18 protein-coding genes are annotated in these 18,603 nt (G+C 68.0%); 7 read left to right on the top strand and 11 right to left on the bottom strand.

Features of this window, described 5'->3' with window-relative positions:
• Positions 1-123 precede the first annotated feature (123 nt).
• The 4 genes from ACFFGN_RS27660 to ACFFGN_RS27645 all read right to left on the bottom strand — a co-directional run bounded on the left by ACFFGN_RS27660 (position 124) and on the right by ACFFGN_RS27645 (position 4,180).
• Complete coding sequence (locus ACFFGN_RS27660) at positions 124-1,347, bottom strand: chymotrypsin family serine protease (RefSeq protein WP_380053127.1); 1,224 nt, start codon at positions 1,345-1,347, stop codon at positions 124-126.
• Between the two features lie 181 nt (positions 1,348-1,528).
• Positions 1,529-2,140 carry an META domain-containing protein gene (locus tag ACFFGN_RS27655; RefSeq protein WP_380053125.1) on the bottom strand — a complete coding sequence of 204 codons (612 nt, stop codon included), beginning with the start codon at positions 2,138-2,140 and terminating at the stop codon, positions 1,529-1,531.
• Entirely contained in the window at positions 2,137-2,631 is a 495-nt protein-coding gene (locus tag ACFFGN_RS27650) for a SigE family RNA polymerase sigma factor (RefSeq protein WP_380053123.1), read from the bottom strand. The genes ACFFGN_RS27655 and ACFFGN_RS27650 overlap by 4 nt, the downstream gene beginning before the upstream one ends.
• 127 nt (positions 2,632-2,758) lie before the next feature.
• Positions 2,759-4,180, bottom strand: coding sequence for an alpha/beta fold hydrolase (locus tag ACFFGN_RS27645; protein ID WP_380053121.1), 1,422 nt, complete (start codon positions 4,178-4,180; stop codon positions 2,759-2,761).
• 85 nt (positions 4,181-4,265) lie between these two features.
• Between ACFFGN_RS27645 and ACFFGN_RS27640 the strand changes: the two genes are divergently transcribed.
• Positions 4,266-5,240 carry a winged helix-turn-helix domain-containing protein gene (locus ACFFGN_RS27640; RefSeq protein WP_380053119.1) on the top strand — a complete coding sequence of 325 codons (975 nt, stop codon included), beginning with the start codon at positions 4,266-4,268 and terminating at the stop codon, positions 5,238-5,240.
• 21 nt (positions 5,241-5,261) lie between these two features.
• Here ACFFGN_RS27640 and ACFFGN_RS27635 read toward each other — a convergent pair whose 3' ends face one another.
• The gene (locus tag ACFFGN_RS27635; protein WP_380053117.1) at positions 5,262-5,882 is read right to left on the bottom strand and encodes a hypothetical protein; all 621 of its coding nucleotides are present in this window, start codon (positions 5,880-5,882) and stop codon (positions 5,262-5,264) included.
• Between the two features lie 276 nt (positions 5,883-6,158).
• Here ACFFGN_RS27635 and ACFFGN_RS27630 point away from each other — a divergent pair, with 276 nt between their 5' ends.
• Together ACFFGN_RS27630 and ACFFGN_RS27625 are read left to right on the top strand one after the other, a co-directional pair.
• Positions 6,159-6,821: a hypothetical protein gene (locus ACFFGN_RS27630; RefSeq protein WP_380053115.1), complete on the top strand. Its 663-nt coding sequence runs from the start codon at positions 6,159-6,161 to the stop codon at positions 6,819-6,821.
• Between the two features lie 10 nt (positions 6,822-6,831).
• Positions 6,832-6,969, top strand: a complete 138-nt coding sequence (locus ACFFGN_RS27625) for a hypothetical protein (protein WP_380053113.1) — start codon at positions 6,832-6,834, stop codon at positions 6,967-6,969.
• A gap of 38 nt (positions 6,970-7,007) precedes the next feature.
• On the opposite strand, the gene ACFFGN_RS27620 is transcribed toward ACFFGN_RS27625, so the two are convergent.
• Positions 7,008-9,674, bottom strand: a complete 2,667-nt coding sequence (locus ACFFGN_RS27620; RefSeq protein ID WP_380053111.1) for a helix-turn-helix transcriptional regulator — start codon at positions 9,672-9,674, stop codon at positions 7,008-7,010.
• 726 nt (positions 9,675-10,400) lie between these two features.
• On the opposite strand from ACFFGN_RS27620, the gene ACFFGN_RS27615 reads away from it, so the two are divergent.
• Both ACFFGN_RS27615 and ACFFGN_RS27610 read left to right on the top strand, forming a co-directional pair.
• Positions 10,401-10,778, top strand: coding sequence for a nuclear transport factor 2 family protein (locus tag ACFFGN_RS27615; RefSeq protein ID WP_380053109.1), 378 nt, complete (start codon positions 10,401-10,403; stop codon positions 10,776-10,778).
• 170 nt (positions 10,779-10,948) lie between these two features.
• The gene (locus ACFFGN_RS27610) at positions 10,949-11,542 is read left to right on the top strand and encodes a dihydrofolate reductase family protein (protein ID WP_380053107.1); all 594 of its coding nucleotides are present in this window, start codon (positions 10,949-10,951) and stop codon (positions 11,540-11,542) included.
• Between the two features lie 186 nt (positions 11,543-11,728).
• Here ACFFGN_RS27610 and mscL read toward each other — a convergent pair whose 3' ends face one another.
• The 3 genes from mscL to ACFFGN_RS27595 all read right to left on the bottom strand — a co-directional run bounded on the left by mscL (position 11,729) and on the right by ACFFGN_RS27595 (position 13,465).
• Positions 11,729-12,112, bottom strand: coding sequence for a large conductance mechanosensitive channel protein MscL (gene mscL / locus ACFFGN_RS27605; RefSeq protein WP_380053105.1), 384 nt, complete (start codon positions 12,110-12,112; stop codon positions 11,729-11,731).
• A gap of 123 nt (positions 12,113-12,235) precedes the next feature.
• Positions 12,236-12,919 (bottom strand): RcpC/CpaB family pilus assembly protein, encoded by a 684-nt coding sequence (locus ACFFGN_RS27600; RefSeq protein WP_380053103.1) that lies wholly within the window; start codon positions 12,917-12,919, stop codon positions 12,236-12,238.
• Between the two features lie 210 nt (positions 12,920-13,129).
• Positions 13,130-13,465: an FmdB family zinc ribbon protein gene (locus tag ACFFGN_RS27595; RefSeq protein ID WP_380053438.1), complete on the bottom strand. Its 336-nt coding sequence runs from the start codon at positions 13,463-13,465 to the stop codon at positions 13,130-13,132.
• Between the two features lie 180 nt (positions 13,466-13,645).
• On the opposite strand from ACFFGN_RS27595, the gene ACFFGN_RS27590 reads away from it, so the two are divergent.
• Positions 13,646-16,240 (top strand): penicillin acylase family protein, encoded by a 2,595-nt coding sequence (locus ACFFGN_RS27590; protein WP_380053101.1) that lies wholly within the window; start codon positions 13,646-13,648, stop codon positions 16,238-16,240.
• A gap of 3 nt (positions 16,241-16,243) precedes the next feature.
• Here the strand turns inward: ACFFGN_RS27590 and ACFFGN_RS27585 are convergent, their stop codons facing one another.
• Positions 16,244-17,185: an aminoglycoside phosphotransferase/kinase family protein gene (locus tag ACFFGN_RS27585; RefSeq protein WP_380053099.1), complete on the bottom strand. Its 942-nt coding sequence runs from the start codon at positions 17,183-17,185 to the stop codon at positions 16,244-16,246.
• A gap of 63 nt (positions 17,186-17,248) precedes the next feature.
• Positions 17,249-17,827, bottom strand: coding sequence for a 5-formyltetrahydrofolate cyclo-ligase (locus ACFFGN_RS27580; protein WP_380053097.1), 579 nt, complete (start codon positions 17,825-17,827; stop codon positions 17,249-17,251).
• A 233-nt stretch (positions 17,828-18,060) separates the two neighbouring features.
• Between ACFFGN_RS27580 and ACFFGN_RS27575 the strand changes: the two genes are divergently transcribed.
• Entirely contained in the window at positions 18,061-18,585 is a 525-nt protein-coding gene (locus tag ACFFGN_RS27575) for a hypothetical protein (RefSeq protein WP_380053095.1), read from the top strand.
• The last annotated feature ends 18 nt before the right edge of the window (positions 18,586-18,603 follow it).

The following is an 18,603-nucleotide window of genomic DNA, read 5'->3' as shown; positions in this document are numbered from 1 at the left end:
GTTTCCGGCACGTTGTAATTTACCGTCTATTACTGACCTGCTCGGCCTAGAAAGTCACGTGCAAGGGCCCGGGTCGATGCTTCCGGTATCGACCCGGGCCCTGATCGTGGCGGCGAACCTCGGTCAGCCGGTGAGGGCGTAGACGTTGAGGTGGCCCGCGATCGAGTCGTAGCGCTCGGCGTAGATGGTGGTGCAACGGCTGGAGGCGCAGTTCCCGCCCGCGAAGGCCATGCCGCGGATGGTCGCCGTGGTACTGCCGGGCTTGGTGTAGACCGGCCCGCCCGAGTCGCCGCCACGGATGACGGTCTCGCCGGACTTCGTACCGCGAATGACGTACGTCGTGCAGCCGTCGGGATCGCAGTACTTCGCGCTCAGCGAGTCGACCCGGATACCGCAGATCGAGTTGCTGAAGCTGCCGGACTGGCAGATCAACTGACCCACGGCCGGATCGGCCGCGCTGCTGACTGTGCGGGTCTGCGCGGTGTCGCCGGCGCCGTAGGTCCAGATCTTCGGCCCGTACGAACTACCGGTCAGCAAGGCCTGGTCGTAATCGGGATAGTTCACCCGGCCGTTGGTGGTGCCGTAGTAGTTCGAACCGGATCGCCAGTACGTGCCGTTGGCGCCGCAGTGCCCGGCGGTGACCGAGGCGCGAGCGTTGATCGCCCGGCGGACCACGCTGAACCCGGCGGTGCAGTACTTCAGCGCCGACGCGATCCGCGCGCCACCCCAGTGGCCGCCGTTCGCGGTGTCGTTGAGGCGATCCATCCGCTCGGGACGGCCCGGCTTCAGCCGCACGATCTCGGGGTCGATGCCGATCAGAGCCGCGGCGGTGGCCGGGCTGGCCTCGGTCGGGTCGTACTCCACGACGATCTGCTCGGTGGCCGCGTCGAGATCGGCCGTGAAGGTGATCTTCTTGGCCTCGGCGGACCAGTCCCGCTTGCTGAGCTTGGTCCACGCGGCGGCGATCTGCTTCGCCGAGCGGCAACTCCGCTCGACGCCATGCATGCTCAGGCCTTCGCGTGGCACGTGCTTGGCGGCGGCGGCGCCGTACTCGCTGGCGCCGGCGACGGAGTCGTCGACCATCACCTTGTAGCCGGAGCCGGGTGAGCCGAGCACGCCGATGATCCCGACGCTCAACCCGTACGGCAGGCCGGAGGCCGGGCGGCCGGTCGCGGTCATCGGTTCGACCGAGCGGATGGCCTTGTTGATGCCTTCGCCGATCGCGTCGCCGAGTGGCCGCTTGTCGGTCGAGCTGGTGGGCTGGTTGAGTCGCTCCGACTGTGCGGTGTTCGCCGTCGGAGCCGCGTGATCACATCTGGCCGCGACGGATCCGGGTGACGAATCCATGGGCGAGGCGTTGGTGGGCAAGGCCGCGAAACTTGCACTGAGAGTGACGGAGCTGAGGACGAGGACCCGGACGGTAGTGGAAAGTCGCACGTTGCCCCTTAGCGCTGGACGTGTTTGGTGCATCGTCCGTTCAGTGACTGCGGATCGTCAATACCCGGTCACTATACGCGATCAATTAGGCCTACCGTGTCCGTACGTAAGTCGCAACTTCTCGCCCGTCGGCCCCCAGTAAGCGCAAGGTGGCGCGGTCGCCGACGACCTTGCGGGTGGCGGCGATGACATCGGCGTTCGGCACGTAGTCGCAGCCGATCAGGGTTTGCGGTCCGGTGGTCGAGGAGAACTCCCCGTTCGGGCCGATCTTGTACGTGCCGTGGATGCCGTTGCAGCCGTCCGAGCCACGCCAGGTTCCGTCGGGGGAGAAGGCCAGGAAGGGCTGATCCGGCCGGGGTTTGCGCATGCCGTTGAACCCGGCGATGCGGAGTGGCCGCCAGCTGCCGGTCACGTCGTTGGCCGAGGCCGGCGCCGTCGGAGTTCCGCCGGGAGTAACGGACTGAACGGCGGCCGGTGGCGGTCCCGCGAAGGGGGCCGGGGCCTCCGAACCGCGTTGCAGCACGATGCCGACCGCGGCGACTGAGGCGACCGCGACCGCGGCGGCACCGGCCGCGGCCCAGGTACGGCGCTCGCGACGCACCTGGGCCTCGGCGCGGGTGACGAGGTCGGGCGCGAACGGCACGCTGGCGGCGGCCCGCTGCAACGTACTACGCAGGTCTTCCTCGAGTTCTGTCTTGCTCACGGCAACCTCTCATCAACGCGGCGGTACTGCCTTGCCGACCGCAGCGAGGCCAGCGCTCTGCTGGCCGTCGCACGCACGGACGACGGTTTGATGCCGAGTACTTCGGCGATCGTCCGGTCGTCCATGTCCTGGTAGTAGCGCAGGACCAGGACGACCCGTTCCCTGGCCGACAACCGGGCGAGTGCGCGCCACAGGTCGTCGGAGTTCACGATGTCGATGGCGGGGTCGGGCACCGTTCGTTCGGAGTCGATGTCGGCGGCGGGGGCCTCGGTGAAGGACCGCTTCCGGGTCATCGACAGGTAGGAGTTGACGAGGATCCGCCGCACGTAGTTATGCGGATCCTCGGTGCGTTGCACGCGGCGCCAGTTCCGGAACGCCTGCATCAGCGCGATCTGGGCCAGGTCCTCCGCCCGTTGGTAGTCGCCGGACACGGTGAATCCGAGCCGCACCAGGTCTTGCCCGCGCGCGGCCGCGTACTCCTCGAACTCCACTCGCAACTCCCTGGACGGGTGTACAACACCTCACACCTATTAGACGCCGTTGACCACCCAGGGTGCTGCAAAGATTTCAATCAGTTGTATTTCGCTGTCACCGCAACAAGTCTCACCGCAACAGGTTTCACCGCAGCAAGAACGAGCGCACCGCGTTCTTGCCGGCCGGATCGGCCGGGCTGCCCTGAATGCCGTGCCCACCACCGGGTACGACGACCAGCTCACCGCGCGGGGCCTGCCGCTTGGTCCACTCCGCGCCTTCGACCGGGACGAACAGGTCGTTCGTGCCGTGCAGGATGAGCGTGGGCGGCACCAGTCGCGGCAGCTTCGAGTACGTCGAGGCCCGGGCCGGTTCCCAGCGCAGGCACCCTTCGATCAGCAGCATCGCGCGCGCGGTCCGTACGTCGTACGGGTAAAGCTCGGCCGGGTCGAGCCTCGCGACGGCCCGATCCAGCGCGGCCGGGCGCAGGGCCAGCGGGGTTTCGGAGCTACCCCAGGGCAGGCGCATATCCGCGCAGAGCGTGGCGAGGTGGAGCCCGGCGGAGAGTTGGTCGGCCGGAGTGCCGAGGGTGGTGAACCGCTCGAGCAAGGTCTTCAGCCGGGCGGTGTCGCCGTTGCGGGCGTCGTTCAGCATCTTCGGGATTCCCCGGAAGGCCGGGTTGACCGAACTGACGCTGGCCACCGACAACGACTCGACGAAGTTGATGCCGTTGATCGGCTTACCGTCGATTTGCCCGTTCCGGATCAGCCAGGCGAGGTCGGCCACTGGGTCCGTCGTACAGGCCGGGTCCTTGGCGCAGGCGGCGGCCAGGACCTTCCTGGTGGAGGCCAGCAGGTCGACGCTGAACGGGTCGATACCGGTGAAAGGAACCACCGAGTCGAGGATGAGCGCGCGAACCCGGCTCGGGTGGCTCAAAGCGTAGTGGGCGCCGGTGAACGTGCCGTACGAGACACCGTCGACCGTTAGGCGTTGCTGACCCAGGGCCCGTCGCAACCACTCGATGTCGGCCACGGTGTCGGTTGAACGGTAGAAGTGCCGGTCGTCGCCGAGTTGCCGGGAGCACGCGGTTACAGCCTCGGCGGCCGGGGTGAGCCAGTCGGAACCGCCGACGGACTTCTGCAGCTCCTGGCAGTTGATCCCCTTCGGGCCGGTCCCACGCTGGTCGAACATCACCAGCCGGTACTGCGCGAGTACAGCCGGATCGAAGTACGTACGGATCCGGTTGACGAGAGAGACGCCCGGCTGGCCTGGGCCGCCTGCGAGCAGTAGTAGTACGCCGCGAGGCGCGTCGGCGTTGTCTGCGGCCGCGACGGACAGTTCGAGCCTGCGCCCGTTGGGACGGCGATGGTCGATCGGGACTCGCAAGGTCGTACAGGTGAACCCAGGTGTTTCTGCGCACGGCTGCGGGTTCTCCAGCTTCGGTCCGCTGACGGCGGGCTGTGGCGCGGTAGTAGAAGGAGCGGGCGATGGGGTGGGTGTCGCGGTGGGGGAGACGCAGCTGACGAGCACGACGGTGAGTGCGGTCAGAGCGCCCAGGCGGTTACGCATGAAGGCCTCCAGGTCGGATCTGGCGTCAGCGTGCGACCCGCTGGACAGGGCTGACAATGACCTTCGGCCGTGGCCAAATGTGGGAATGATGCATATCGAGTTCACCGCGGCGGATCTGGCCAGGACCAGGATCCTGCCGACGCTCGGGCCGTTCGCGGAGACGGCACTCGGAGTCGGCTCGGTGCGCATGACCGGAAGGCCTACCGCCCCTTGGCGCGCAGCGATTCGAGGAGCCTCGGCGCGCGAGTTGGCGGAGTTGTCCCTCTTCTACTGCCCGACACCTCATATCCAGCTCGACCTGTTCAGCCGGGTTGGACCAGCCGAGGACTTCGGTACGGGCGCGGAAGCGGTCTTGGCCATCCCGGAACGCTCGTTCCGGGATGAGGTGGAGGTGGCCCGTTGTAGGTTCACCCCTTCGTGGCTACGCGGTATCGAGCGTGCGGAGCTTCCTGCGCGTCGAAGGATGGTCAGCGTCTTGGACCGTCTGCACCGGGATACGGTCGCGCCACACTGGTCTGCGATCAGCACGGCCTTGGGGATGGAGAAGGCCCGCCTAGCTCGCGTACTGGCTGATGAAGGTGTTGAGGGCTTGCTGTCGTCACTGCATCCTCGGATCAGCTGGGAGTCGCCAGTACTGGAAATACCTAGTGCAGGTGGTTGGTCCCGCGAGCCGCTCTTCACCCGGTTGGATGGCGGTGGGCTGGTGGTAGTGCCGTCGGTCTTCTGCGCGGCCGGGCCCGTGCCGTACTTCCCGCACGACGGTCAGCCGGCCGTACTGATTTACCCGATCGCAAGTGACGCGCTATGGACCTCAACCGCGTCCAGTACGGCACTGGCGACGCTTCTCGGTAAAACACGGGCGTCCGTACTACAAGCGATAGACGAGGGCTGTACGACGACCGAGCTGGCCCGGCGCGTAGGTGTTTCCCCTGCCAGTGCGAGCCAGCATGCGACCGCCTTACGGGATGCGGGTCTCGTGACGAGCGTGCGAGACCGCAACAAAATGCAGCACGGCCTGACCCCGTTGGGCCAGGCCGTGCTGGATCGGGCTCTGCACTAAGCCCCAAAGTGCCGTAAAGCTTCAGCGCTGGCCGAGGGACTTGATCAGCTGCGGAGTGACGATGCGCGGGGACGCGAGATCGCCCGGCTTGCCCTGGCCCTCGAACGAGGTGGCGACCAGTCGGCGGCAACCGTAGGCCTCCACCGTGTAGGTCAGTACACCGCGCTCGTTGTCGGTGAAGCGCAGCGCATACGTCGGGCCGAGCTCCTTCGTGCAGAACTTCGGCTCGCTGGCCGTCACCTTGGCGGCGTTGATCAACGCGAGTAGTTCCTCGGCCTGCTTGCCCTGGCGCTTGGTGGTGACCGTCGCGTAGGCCTTGCCGGTGGCCTCGGCGTCGTACTGGCAGATCGTCACGCTGACCGGCTGGAACGCCGACTTGGGCGCACCCTTGCCCCAGACCGCCTGCTCCACGGCGGCCCGCACGCTGGCGATCGTCTGCGGGCAGTCCATGCTGGGCGTGCCGCTCGGGTTGGGCGTGCTCGGCGTGGTGCTGGGTGTTGGGGTGGCAATGGGCGTGCTGGTCGGTGTCTGGCTGGGCTGGGCGGCGGGGGCGCTCTCGTCGCCGCAGCCACTGGCTGCCGCGAGAACCACAACGATGAGCGAGGCACCGACGAGGCTCCGTGTCCGGGTTACTGCACTCACGACTCGGTCCTTCCGGTTGCTGACAGGAACGAAGTGTCCCGGGCCGAAACCGCGGCCGCGAACACTCCTGGGCGGAACAAGGGACCCATGATGGTCGACCGAGATCTCGTCCGCTGTGGCGGAAGCGTCACGGCAGCACGTCTATCTGGTCACGGCGAGGGCCTTCTGGTCAGCGGACGTTCTGACCGGTGATCGGGTTGCCCTCCGCGGGCTACGGTTTGAACAAAATGGCATGATCGGTGCCGACCGGATGTGGACGCCACCAGGAGGCATGCAGTGGGCAAGAAGAAGGAGGCGGCCCTTCTCGCCGAGCGGCAGGCGGCGGAGTGGCAGCTGGGCCAGGACTGGGCTCGCTGGCTGCTGGCCGGTAACCAGCCGCAGCCGCTGACCTTGTACGGGCTGATTCTCGACCAGGGTGAGACCGCGTACCTCCAGACGACCGTCAACTACGCCCGTCTGTACGGCGGCACGGGTCAGTACAACCAGAGCGGCGGCATCTACTTCGGCAAGCCCGGCATGGTCCTCGGTCTGATGGCCGCTACCGCCGCCGTGAACGCCAGCCGTCGTTCGGCCGCCCAACGCGACATGCAGTTGCTGTGGCGCGATCTGCAAGAGGTGTCGCTCATTGCCACCTCGCACCGGCTCATGTGCCACCTACCGGCCAGGGGCTGGTTGAGCTTCGACTACTCGACTGTGTCCGAGTTCTACCCGGACCCCGCGAACTGGACGCTCACCTTCGGCTTCCAGAACTCCGAGCCGCTACGGCTGGTTGGACTGGCCACGCCGACCTTGTCGGTCTTGAGCGCCTGGCGCGTGCTTGGTGAGCGTTGGCCGTCGGAGCCGGGTATCGCCGCTCTGGTCCAAGGGGCCCAGAGTGCGCAGGTCACCACCGGTCAGACCGAGCAGCGCAAACTGCCTCGTATTCCGGGTCAGGACTAGGCTTACCGGTATGAGCACGCCCTACGAGGACGACGAACCGGTCCTGCCTGATCAGACCCGTGACGACGACCCGCGTTCCTGGGGCGAGTCGTCACCCGAGGACGACGACGAGCGCTTCCTGCGCGACGTGCCGCCTCACCACAACTAACCGGCCCTAGCTCGGTTAACCGGCCCTGGCCTGGGCGGCTACAGCTTGGTCGCGGCGAGCTTGGCGAGTTCCGTGCGATTCGCGACGCCCAGCTTGGCGTAGACGTGCGCGAGGTGCGTTTTCACCGTGCCCCGGCTGATGAACAGCCGCGCGCCGATCTCCGGGTTGTTGAGCCCCTCGACGGCCAACCGGACCACGTCCAGCTCCGTCGGCGTAAGGCTCGCCCAACCGGTTGAGGGCCGGTCGCGGACACCGCGCGTACGTCGTACGAACGCGACCGTCTGATCCAGGGACTGCCCGGCGCCTTCGGTCCAAGCCGCCTCGAACGCGTCATCCCCGAGCGCCTCGCGGAGATTCGCGATGGTGGCGTCGTACCCGGGCTGGTCGATCGGCGGCCGGGGATGACCCATCGCCGTACGGGCCTCGGTCACGGCGGCGAAGACCCGTACCGCGTCGGCGGCACGGCCCGTGGTGGCGGCGAGAGTGGCCAGCGCGTCGAGGCTGTCCGCGCACGCCGTACGGAGGCCGTGGTCGACTCGGATGGCCAGTGCCTCGTGGTGCCGGCCGGGATCGTTGTCGAGGTGGGCGAGTTGCGCCAGCGCATCGGCCCGTACGCCGGGAAGGCCGAACCGCCTGGCCAGGTCGACGGCCCGTTCGAGTACCTCGACGGCCTCCGTGGTTCGGCCCGCCTGACGCAAGGCCGCGCCGTACGCGGGCAGGGTCATCGCCGCGACGTACGTGCCGGCGGTCGGGCCCGTCATCGGCTGGTCCCGTTCGAACCAGCGGATCGCCGCGGCCAGGTCCCCGCGGAGGCGGTGCAGTTCGCCGACCATCCGGCCAAGACCGGGAACGAAGGCGTCGGTCTGTTCGACCGCCCGCACGAACGGCTCGATCACTCGCAAGCCACCTTCGTGGTCGCCGGTCAGGCCGTGCAGCAAGGCGAGCGAGGCCCGGCTGGTACCGACGCGGTGGTAGTCGCCGAGCGGTTCCGCGGTGGCCGTGGCCTGCGCCGCGATGCGGAGGGCCGTCGGTAGATCGCCGGTGCAGGCGGCGATGCTGGCCAGGCCGCCGAGGCCGGTGGCGGCGATACCGCGCTCGCCTCGTTTGAGCAGGCTTTCCGTGGCGGCGCTGAGCAGCCGACGGGCCTCATCGTGTTGATCCCGCAGCACCAGGATGAGCCCGCGCAGCACGGTCGAACCGTCGCGGGCGAAGTCGTCGTGCGCGATCTCGGCGGCCTGGATCGACTCCTGGCACAGTTCGAGACTGGCGTCGAAGTCGACGTAGAACCGGCCGACCGCCAGCAACGAAAGGCACCGCGCGCGCAATCGCTCATCGCCGAGTTCGGTCGCGATCTCCAGCCCGAGCTGAGCCGGATCCAGGTCGAACGGCGCGGCGGTATCAGCGATCAAGCCGAGCCCGGTGAGCAGTTTCGCCTGCAGGAGCGAGCGATCCTTCGGGGTCCGGTCGATCGCCCGTCGCAGGTAGTCGATGCCCTCCGGCCCTTGCGCCTGGAGATTCCAAAGCCACGCCAAAGCCGCCGCGAGCCGTCGGCCCTGATCGGGATCTGCCTTGTCCAGACCACGATCGAGCGCCGCACGGAAGTTGTCCCGGTCCGGCACGATCCGCGCCCGCCACTTGTCCTTGTCCCGGTCCAGCTCGGGCTCGAGGCTCTCGGCCACGTTGAGGAAGTACGCGAGATGGAGGTCCCGCGTCGTCTCGTCCTCCCCGGCGGCTTGGAGCTTGGCGGCGGCGTACCCCCGGATCGTTTCAAGCAACCGGTAGCGGGCGTCACCGGCACGGCTCTCCATCACCACCAGCGATTTGTCGACCAGCCGGGCAAGGGAAGCCAATACGCCGGCCGGCTCCGGGCAGACCGCCCGCGCCGCGTCGAGGGTGAAGCCGCCCGTGAAGACGGCCAGTCGCCGGAGCACCACCTGGTCCTCTTCGGCAAGCAGATCGTGGCTCCAGTCGATCGACGCCGCGAGCGTTTGCTGCCGCGGTACGGCGCCACGCGGGCCTCGCACCAGCAGGGCGAACCGGTCGTCCAGGCCCGCTTCGAGTTGGTGCGGGGTAAGCGTTCCGAGCCAGGCGGCGGCCAACTCCAGCGCGAGCGGCATCCCGTCCAGCCGGTTGCACAACGACCGGATCGCCGCCTCACTCGAGGCGTCGACGGTGAACCAGGGCCGAACCGCCCCAGCGCGTTCGACGAACAACGCCAGCGCGTCGTCGCCGCTCAACGCGGGCACCCGCCAGACGACCTCACCCGGTACGCCGAGGGGCTCCCGGCTGGTGGCGAGTACGACGACCTCGGGGCAATTCAGCCGGATGGCATCCGCGATCGCGGCCGCGCCATCCAAGATCTGCTCGCAGTTGTCCAGGCAGACCAGCGCTCGGTGGTCGCGCAGGTGCGTCGTGAGGGAAGCGATCGGGCCCCGCGCCGGATCCAGCAGGGCGCCTACGGTCGAGACGGCGACTTCCGGGACCAGGGCGGGATCGGTGACGGCGGCGAGCTCGACCCACCAGACCCCCTCGGGCCAACGCGCAGCCGTCGCGGCAGCAACCTGCGCCGCCAACCGGGTCTTCCCCGCACCACCCGGACCACAAATGGTCACCAACCGCCCGCCAACCAGCTGGTCTTTAAGCGCGGCCAACTCCGCCTCGCGCCCCACAAACCCCGTCAGCTGAACCGGCAAGTTATGCGCCACCCAATCCAGCGCACTCCCCACTCGCCCTCTCGGCCCGCGGGCGTTTGCCGCGTGACTGGTCGTCGGGTGGTGGCTTGGCTCGGGTGTAGTCGGTTCATCGTCAGTCTGGCTGTCTGACTCAGTGATGCACAGCTGCCAGATCCGAAGTGGTGCCGCCAGGTCGCGAAGCCGATGCAGCCCAAGGTCCTTCAAAACCAGCCCATCGGGCAGTAGACCATCAGGCAAGGCAGTAGCCGATATAAGCGTCTGACCCGGATTAGCGATCTCCCACAAGTACTGGCACCTGCGAAGCGCCTCACCGCTATACCGCCCAGCACCATCAACATGCGCTTCCCCTGCATGCACCGCGATCCGCAGCCCCACGCCCATCCCGACGTCCTGTAACCCGGTGGCCCGCAACTCGGCAGCAGCAGCCAGCGCCGCCCCGGGCGACTCAAACGCCCTGACCATCGGCCGCCCCACGCCATCCCCACCCTCAGCCGTCACGAACCCGGCCCGGCTGCTGCTCTCAGACGTCCCGGACTCGGCGCGCCCGAAGTCGGCGGTAGGGGTGTCAGTCAGTAGGAAGGTGACTGTGCCGGCAGGCCGGATCGAGCCGCCCTGTTCGTCAGCCGGCTGGAATCCCGGGTCCTCAGTAGTCGTCATCGCGAGGCTCAGTCTGCCATCGAGACGTACATCAGCCAGCTGGCCGATGTACGTCGTTACAGGCCGTGCCACCGTCGATGCGTGGAGACCTTCGAAGCCCTACTCCGGCGCTGGATCCAGGCCGAGTCGGCCGGAGACGTACGGGCGCTGCGGAAACTCCTGGCTGACGATTTCCGCGGCGACGGCCCGAACGGCTACGTACTGGACAAACCGCAATGGCTGGACCGCCACGCCTCGGGCGACCTCGCGATCCGCTACCTGGACTGGAAGGTGGTCGACCTGCACGCCGACCACCACCTCGCAGTCGCCGCAGGCCTCCAAACCCAGGCTGCCTGGTACCGAGGCCAAAGCCACTCCGGCGTCATCCCCTCCGCCCTAGTAGCCATCCGCCGCTACGAACTCTGGTCCCTCGTAAACCTCCAATACGCCCGCCAACGAACCCCTGCCAACCTTGCCTAGCGTGGTGACTCTGCCTCAGCCGGACCTGCCTAGCGCCGGTGGTTCGTCGTCATTTAGCCCGGGCGGTTTGGCCAGGTGGGTGGGCGGAGTCGGCCAGGTGGCAGATGTCTTGCGGGGTAGGCGGCGGGAAGGTGGTGGCACCAGGAACCAACGACTAAAGGGAGTACGAGATGTCCAAGGTGATCGCCGACATGTCCATGTCGCTCGACGGGTTCGTTGCACGTCCGGACGACTCGATCGAACCGGTGGCAGGGTGGTTCTTCGGCGGCGATGTCGAGGTACCGACCGCTACGCCGGGTTTCTCCTTCCAGGCACCGGCGCCAAGTGCTGACATGTTGCGTGACGCGCTCAGCGGCGTGGGTGCGCTGCTGACCGGCCGACGCAACTTCGACTTGGCGAAGGGCTGGGGTGGTCAGCACCCGATGGGCGTACCGGTCGTCGTACTCACCCACGAGCCGCCTTCGGAATGGCGCGACAACAAGAACTTCGTCTTCGTCACCGATGGCATCAAGAGCGCCGTAGCTCAGGCGAAGGCCATTGCCGGCGACAAGATCGTGGGCGTGGCGACTCCCGACATGGTGCGCCAATGCCTTGAGGCGCGCCTTCTCGACGCCGTCCACATCAACCTGGTCCCGGTTGTGCTGGGGCAGGGCGTGCCCTACTTCGCCAACCTCGCCGAAACGCCGATCACCCTCGAAACACCCGAGGTCATCGAAAGCCAAGGCGTCACCCACCTCACCTACCAGGTCACCTACCCGAACTAGTCCGCAGGCTCGGCCCCGCGACCACTGCCAGCCTGACGGCACGGCACGCGCGGGGCCGCACCAATCCGCCGGCCGCACCGAACCGACGGCCGGCACCGAACCGCCGTGGCGGCAGGTTTGCCGATCTGGTCGGACTGGACTGCGGTGTGGCGGCAGCTGGTCCGAAAGCGGAGGCTGTGGCGTGGTTCAGCGGGTGCGGAGGGCGTCGCGGATTTCGGTGAGGAGCTGCTGGTCGGTGGTGAGGGTCTCCGGCTCGGGCTCGATGTTGCGCCGGCGGCGTTCGTTGAGCTTGTTGAGGGGCATCACGATCAGGAAGTAGATCGCGGCGGCCACGAACAGGAAGTTGATGATCTCCTGCAGGATCAGGCCGATCGAGAACTCCGCCCCGTTGATCGTGAAGTTTCCGACCTTGGTCACGTCCGGCTGACCGAAGATGGCGGCGATCAGCGGGGTGATCAGACCGTCGACCAGCGCCGTGACGATCTTGCCGAACGCGGCGCCGATGACAACCGCGACCGCGAGGTCGACGACGTTGCCGCGCATGATGAACTCTTTGAAGCCTTTGATCATGACTGTTTGCCTCCACCGGCGAGGGTCCGGCTGACCCTCGTTCGCTAACCGATGAAGTTAGTGGTTCGCGCCCCCTCCGGCGAGCAACCGCGCCGTCCCTCACCCCGGCGACCGCCCGCGCTGTCATCCGGTCAGCGGTGAGAGTGCGAACGTTAGGCGGGAGTTGGTTGCGGCCTGCGCGAGGCGGCTCGCGGCTTCCGATTTGAGTGCGACCACTACCAGGCCGCCCGCGCGACCGGACGTGCCGCCGGCCCTGGATGTCTCGCCCGCTGCGGAGATCCCGCCCGATGCGGACGCCCCGCCGCGGGGGAGGGCGATGACCTGGAGGTTGGTGGCTATTCGGGTGGCGGTGGGGGAGGTTGTGCTGGTGGCGGCGTACAGGTCTATGTGGTCGCCGACTCGGAGTAGGCCGACCACCTCGGCGTCGTCGAAGCGGATCGGGTAGGCGACGAGGCCCGGGCCGGTACGTCGTACCAGCGCGGGTGAGACGAATCGGGCGTCGGTGAGGATCTCGCCGGCCCGGATCGGGGCGGCGAGCGTACGGCGGGTGGTGGTTCCGGGTTTGAGGGCTCCGGCCGGCACCAGCACTGGAGGGATCGCGATTGCCCGGATGTCCGCGGGCAGGGGTTGGCCGCCGCCAGGCAGGTCGCGGGCGGCCGCGAGGACCTGGACGGTCGGAGGCGGCTCGGGGGCGAGGGCGGTCAGGGCGAGGTACACGCCAAGGGCGGCGGCGACCGCGGCGAGCGGCCGTCGATGCCAGCGGGCGGCCCGCAGTAAGCGGTGCCTGAGAGGTTCGGATCGGCTCATGCCGGAGAAGTTACGAGCCTGGCCGAGCTGTTTCGGACTTATCCACAGACCGATTCCGAACCAGTTCAGCCGTCACAACGCGACCACAGAACCAACGCGACCACAAGATGCACCCGCATGGCAGCACCGGCGCGGCGACGGCCGTGGACCAGTCAACCCCGCGGAGGCGCCACCCAGGGAGGCGGCCGGCCGACGAGACGGCCGCGAGATTTACGCGGCGGAGGAGGACTTGCCGGAGGTGGAGCTGCTGGCGGAGCCGCTGGTCGAGCTCGACGAGGAAGACGAAGAAGAAGACGAGTCGCTGGAGGTGCTCTTCGTGCTGCTCGCGGAGTCGGACTTGGCCGCGGGCACGGTGGAGGACTTGGTGGTGTTGCGGCTGTCGTTGCGGTAGAAGCCGGAGCCCTTGAAGACCACGCCCACTGCGTTGAAGACCTTGCGCAGCACTCCGCTGCACTCCGGGCACACGGTCAGTGCGTCATCGGAGAAGCTTTGGCGCACCTCGAGGTTGGTCCCGCAGTCGGTGCACTGGTACTGGTACGTCGGCACGTCGATCCCCTTCAGGCCTGGCACTCCTACTACTCGACTGCTAATAATGCGCCACGGAGGCGAACTATTCCAATCTGAGCGCCCAGCCAGCCGTAAAAGGCCGGTGGGGCGCCACGCCCGGAGGGCTGATCGGACGGGTCCATTTGGGGTGTGACCGGCGTTGTCTCTACGGTTGGGTCCGTGCGCCGCCTGTTCCGACTCTCAGTCATCAGCGGTATCGCGCTTGCCATCTTGCTGGTGGTGATCGCCGGTACCGGCGTCTTCGTTGTCCGCCACTCGTTCCCGTCGTACGACGGCTCGGCCGAGCTGCCCGGGCTCGACGCCGATGTCGAGGTGGTTCGCGATGCCAACGGCATTCCGCAGATCTACGCCGACAAGGCCGGTGATCTGTTCGCCGCGCAGGGCTACGTGCACGCCCAGGACCGGTTCTTCGAGATGGACTTCCGCCGCCACGTGACGGCCGGCCGGTTGTCGGAGTTGGTCGGCCCGGAAGCGCTCGACACCGACAAGTTCGTCCGGACGCTCGGCTGGCGCCGGGTGGCCGAGCGCGAGCTGAAGCTGCTGCAGCCGACGACGCGGGCCTACCTGGAGGACTACGCGCAGGGCGTCAACGCCTATCTCAAGCAGAACCAGGGCTCCGGCGTCTCCCTGGAGTACGCCGTACTGAGCCTCAAGGGCGAGAAGTACACCCCGGCGCCGTGGACCGCGGCGGACTCGCTCGCCTGGCTGAAGGCGATGGCCTGGGACCTGGCCGGCAATATGGACGACGAGATCGCCCGGACGCGGATGGCGACGATCCTGTCGCTGCCGCAGATCAACAAGCTCTACCCGCCGTACCCGTTCGAGCGGAACGCGCCGATCGTCGAGGCGGGCAACGTCAGCAACGGTAAGTTCGTGAACGCGAAGCCGCCGGTCAACACCAGCCGCCGCGGCGCGCTCGATCCGGCCCTGCGCAAGTCGCTGGACGACCAGAACCTCACGAAGTCGCTGGACCGGATCGACAAGATCACCAAGTCCCTGCCGGATCTGCTCGGCAAGGGCGACGGCATCGGCTCGAACTCCTGGGTCGTTTCCGGTGACCACACCACCACCGGCAAACCGCTGCTGGCCAACGACCCGCACCTGGGCGCGACGATGCCCGGCGTGTGGTCCCAGGTCGGGCTGCACTGCCGCACGATCAAGGCGGAGTGCCCGTTCGAGGTGAGCGGTTTCGGCTTCGCGGGCGTGCCCGGCGTGGTGATCGGCCACAACAACAACATCGCCTGGGGTCTCACCAACCTCGACCCGGACGTGACCGACCTGTTCCTGGAGAAGGTCCGCACCAACGGCACCCAGTACAACGGCAAGGTCGTGCCGTTCGAGGAGGTCCGGACCGAGACGTTCAAGGTGGCCGGCCGGGACGAACCGGAGAAGATCACCGTCCGGGTGACCAAGCACGGCCCGCTCATCTCGGACATCTCCACCGACGCGCGCGAGACCGGCCAGCTGTCGACCGAGTTCGGCAAGGGCAAGGCGCAGCGCTTCGGCACCGAGACGTACGGCGTCGCGCTGCGCTGGACCGCGCTGACGCCGGGCCGTTCCGCGGACGCCATCTTCGGGTTCAACAAGGCCAAGAACTGGACCGAGTTCCGGGCCGCCGCGAAGCTCTTCGAAGCCCCCGCGCAGAACCTCGTGTACGCCGACCGCGAAGGCCACATCGGTTACCAGGCGCCTGGCAAGATCCCGGTCCGCGGCAAGGGTGACGGCGGTTCGGTGCCCGGCGACTGGCCGTCGCTCGGCTGGGACCCGAACTACGACTGGAAGAGCTACCTGCCGTTCGAGGAACTGCCGACGGAGTTCGACCCGGCCGACGGCATCATCGTCACGGCGAACCAGGCCGTCGTACCGCAGGACTATCCGCGCCGCCTCGGCGGTAACTGGGACTACGGCTACCGCTCGCAGCAGATCCTCGACCGGATCAAGTCCGGGGGCAAGCTCGATCCGAACGCGATGGCCGCGATCCAGCTCGACAACAAGAACGCGAACGCCGAGCTGCTGGTCCCGGATCTACTGGACATCAGCATTCCCGACGACTTCGTCCGGCAGGGCCAGGACGTGCTGCGCGGCTGGGACTTCCAGCAGCCGGCCGATTCCGCCGCCGCGGCGTACTTCAACATCGTCTGGCGCAACGTGCTCGCGCTCACCTTCCACGACCAGCTGCCCGAGTCGATCTGGCCGGACGGTGGTTCGCGCTGGTTCGAGGTGATGCGGGATCTGGCCGACGAGCCGAACAACGCCTGGTGGGACGATCTCGGCACGCCGCAGCGCGAGAGCCGCGACGACGTGCTGCGCGAGGCGATGGTGAACGCCCGCAGCGACATCACCAAGGCGATGGCCCGCGACCCGGAGAATTGGGAGTGGGGCCGGCTGCACAAGCTGACGCTGACCAACCAGACGCTCGGCAGGTCCGGTATCGGCGCGGTCGACCGGTTGTTCAACCGAGGGCCGTACGAGCTCGGCGGCGGCAACTCGGTCGTGAACGCGGTCAGCTGGAACGCCGCCAAGGGCTACACCGTCACCTCGGTGCCGTCGATGCGCATGGTCGTCGACCTCGACAACTTCGACAACTCCCGCTGGATCAATCTGACCGGGGTATCGGGCCACGCGTACCACCCGAACTACACCGATCAGACGGATCTCTGGGTCAAGGGCGAGACCCTGCCCTGGGCGTTCACCCGGGGCGCGGTCGAGGCCCGGCGCGAGCACACCTTCACGCTCACGCCAGGCCCCAGATAGCCGTCAGTCCGCCAGACCACCCGCGAGCGGTGAGGCGCGCCATCCGTCGATGACGGGCTGGAGCCCCTCACCCAGCGCGGGGAACTGCGGAACCAGTGGCATGCAGGCGACCACCTGCAGGTTCCGGGCCGCGCCCATCACGGCGAGCGCCCGCTCGTCGAGACCGCGCATCCCGAGTTTCTCGGCCGCCTCGTTGTAGAGCTCGGCGATCTCCGGCGGGAACAGCGCGAAGTCCCACTCGACCGGTCCGGCCGTCACGTCCTCGAAGTCGGCCCACAGCGCGCCGTCGCCGACCATGATCATGTTGTACGCCGGTGCGTCACCGTGGATCGGCTGGACCGTCGCGGTCGGGAACTCCCGCTCCCACCCGGCCCGGCTGCCGAGTACGGGCTCGAGCAGCTCCCACTCGCGCTTGGCCCGGTCGAGATCCGCCGGGTCCAGCAGCTCGGGCTTGCCCTCGAGAGCCGCGAGCGCCTGCGGTACGACGTTGTTGATCGGCGCCATCCACTGCAGTGCGCCCTGGTACTCCGCCAGAGCCTGGTGCAGGTCGGCCGAACGCCGGGTGTTCTCCGCCCAGTCGGGTTCGCCCGCCACCTCGACGTACTGCCAGAACGTCATCGACAGGCCGTCGCGGCGCACCGGTTCGAGCGGTACGAGCGGGCTCGGCGGTACCACCGGGTGACCCTGGCCGAGCAGCCACGCGACCACGTCCAGCTCGGTCCGCTGGCGGCCGGCCTGCGTTGCGGGGTCGTACTCCGGCGGCAGCACGATCGGGATACGGGCCACCACGGGGGACGGCTTGAGATGTACGACCACCGAGAACGCGTCGTACAACGCGGTCGGGTCCGTCACTTCCACGCCGAGGTCACGGGCCGCTTCGGCGGCGGTGGCGATGGCATGTTCGGTACGGGCGGTCAGTTGGTCGGCGGTCAGGTACTCGGTCATGGCGGGCATTCTGACACGACCGTGTGGTCAAAAGCCGCTGGCTAGCTGACCGACCGGTGAGCCCTAGCCGGTCCGGGTCGTCAGGCGCAGACCCGACGGGGTGAGGGCGGCGTCGACGTACTGGTCATGGGCATCCCGCGGCAGGGCCTCGACCCACTCGCCCGGGTAGACCGCGGCCCAGACCGGCACGTCCCCGGTGCGGGCCAGCGCCCGGTCGTACGAGCCGCCGCCACGCCCGAGGCGTACGCCCGCGTGGTCGACTGCCAGCGCCGGGCAGATCACCAGCTCCGCCGCCGCGATCGCGTTCGGCCCGAGGTCCTCGGCCGGTTCGGTCAGTCCCAGCCGGCCCGGATGCAGGCCCGATTCGGCCGGTCCCCAGCCGAGATCGTTGTCGTCGTACAGGATCGGGAGCAGGACGCGAACGCCGCGGGCGCGCAACGCCTCGATCAACGCGGAGGTGTCCGGCTCGGTGCCCATCGACACGTACAGCCCGACGCAGCCCGCCGCCTGGAATTCGGGCCTGACCTCGGCGGAGGTGAGCAGATCCGCCCCGGCGGCGGCCACCTCGGCCGGGGTCAGCGTGCGCCGTACGGCGAGCAGGTCCTTGCGGCGGGACGCCTTGGCGAGCGCGGGAGAGTCCACGCGGCTGATCGTAGCCGGGAAGATTTCGGGCATCAGTACGCGTTGTGCCTGAATGAGTGCGCACGGTATGGGTACGGTGCAGTACGCATGTCCTTACCTTAAATCCGTGCGAATTATGTGACTTCCTGGCCGGTTCGGCTCCGCAGATCGGGGTCGGCTCGGGGACAGTAAGGGGCGTACACGGTGACGGGGCTGGCGGTACCCGTCTCCTCTCAGGTGAAAGGGTGTTGTTGGTGCTGCGTCGCGTTCGGGGGATGGCGTTGCTGGCGGGGCTGGTGCTGCTCGTCGCCGGCGGCTGTGGTTCCGGGCCGAGCAAGGCCGATACCGAGGCCGTGCAGTCGGTCCTCACCCAGTACCTGAAGGACCGGGCCACCCGGGTCACCGACGAGGGCACCGCGATGAACGGCAAGCCGCTGACGACCGCGCCACTGGATCCCGACTTCGCTGTCGGCGTGCAGAGTCACGCGCGGAAGCTGGACGAGCGCCGGGCCGCCAATTCGCACACCCGGGCCGAGGTCGACGTCGTGCTCAAGTCCCTTGAGATCACCGATGAACTGGCCAAGGCCACCGTCGTCGACAACACCAAGCTCTACCTGCCCTCTGGTGGCGCCACCGCCGAAGCCGGCGGGAGCAAGCAGGACTTCAGCCTGAACCGCGGCTTCACGCTCAAGCGCGAAGGCGGTCAGTGGGTCATCACCGGCACCTGGCTGGACGAACCGCCGAACAAGAAGCTGCCCATCACCGAGGTCGGCGGCTAGCCTCAGTCCGCCTTGGCC

It is taken from the genome of Kribbella deserti (assembly GCF_042434725.1).
GTDB lineage: Bacteria > Actinomycetota > Actinomycetes > Propionibacteriales > Kribbellaceae > Kribbella > Kribbella deserti.
The sequence above is the reverse complement of the archived record's forward strand: the minus strand, read 5'-3'. Positions and strand labels throughout refer to the sequence as shown.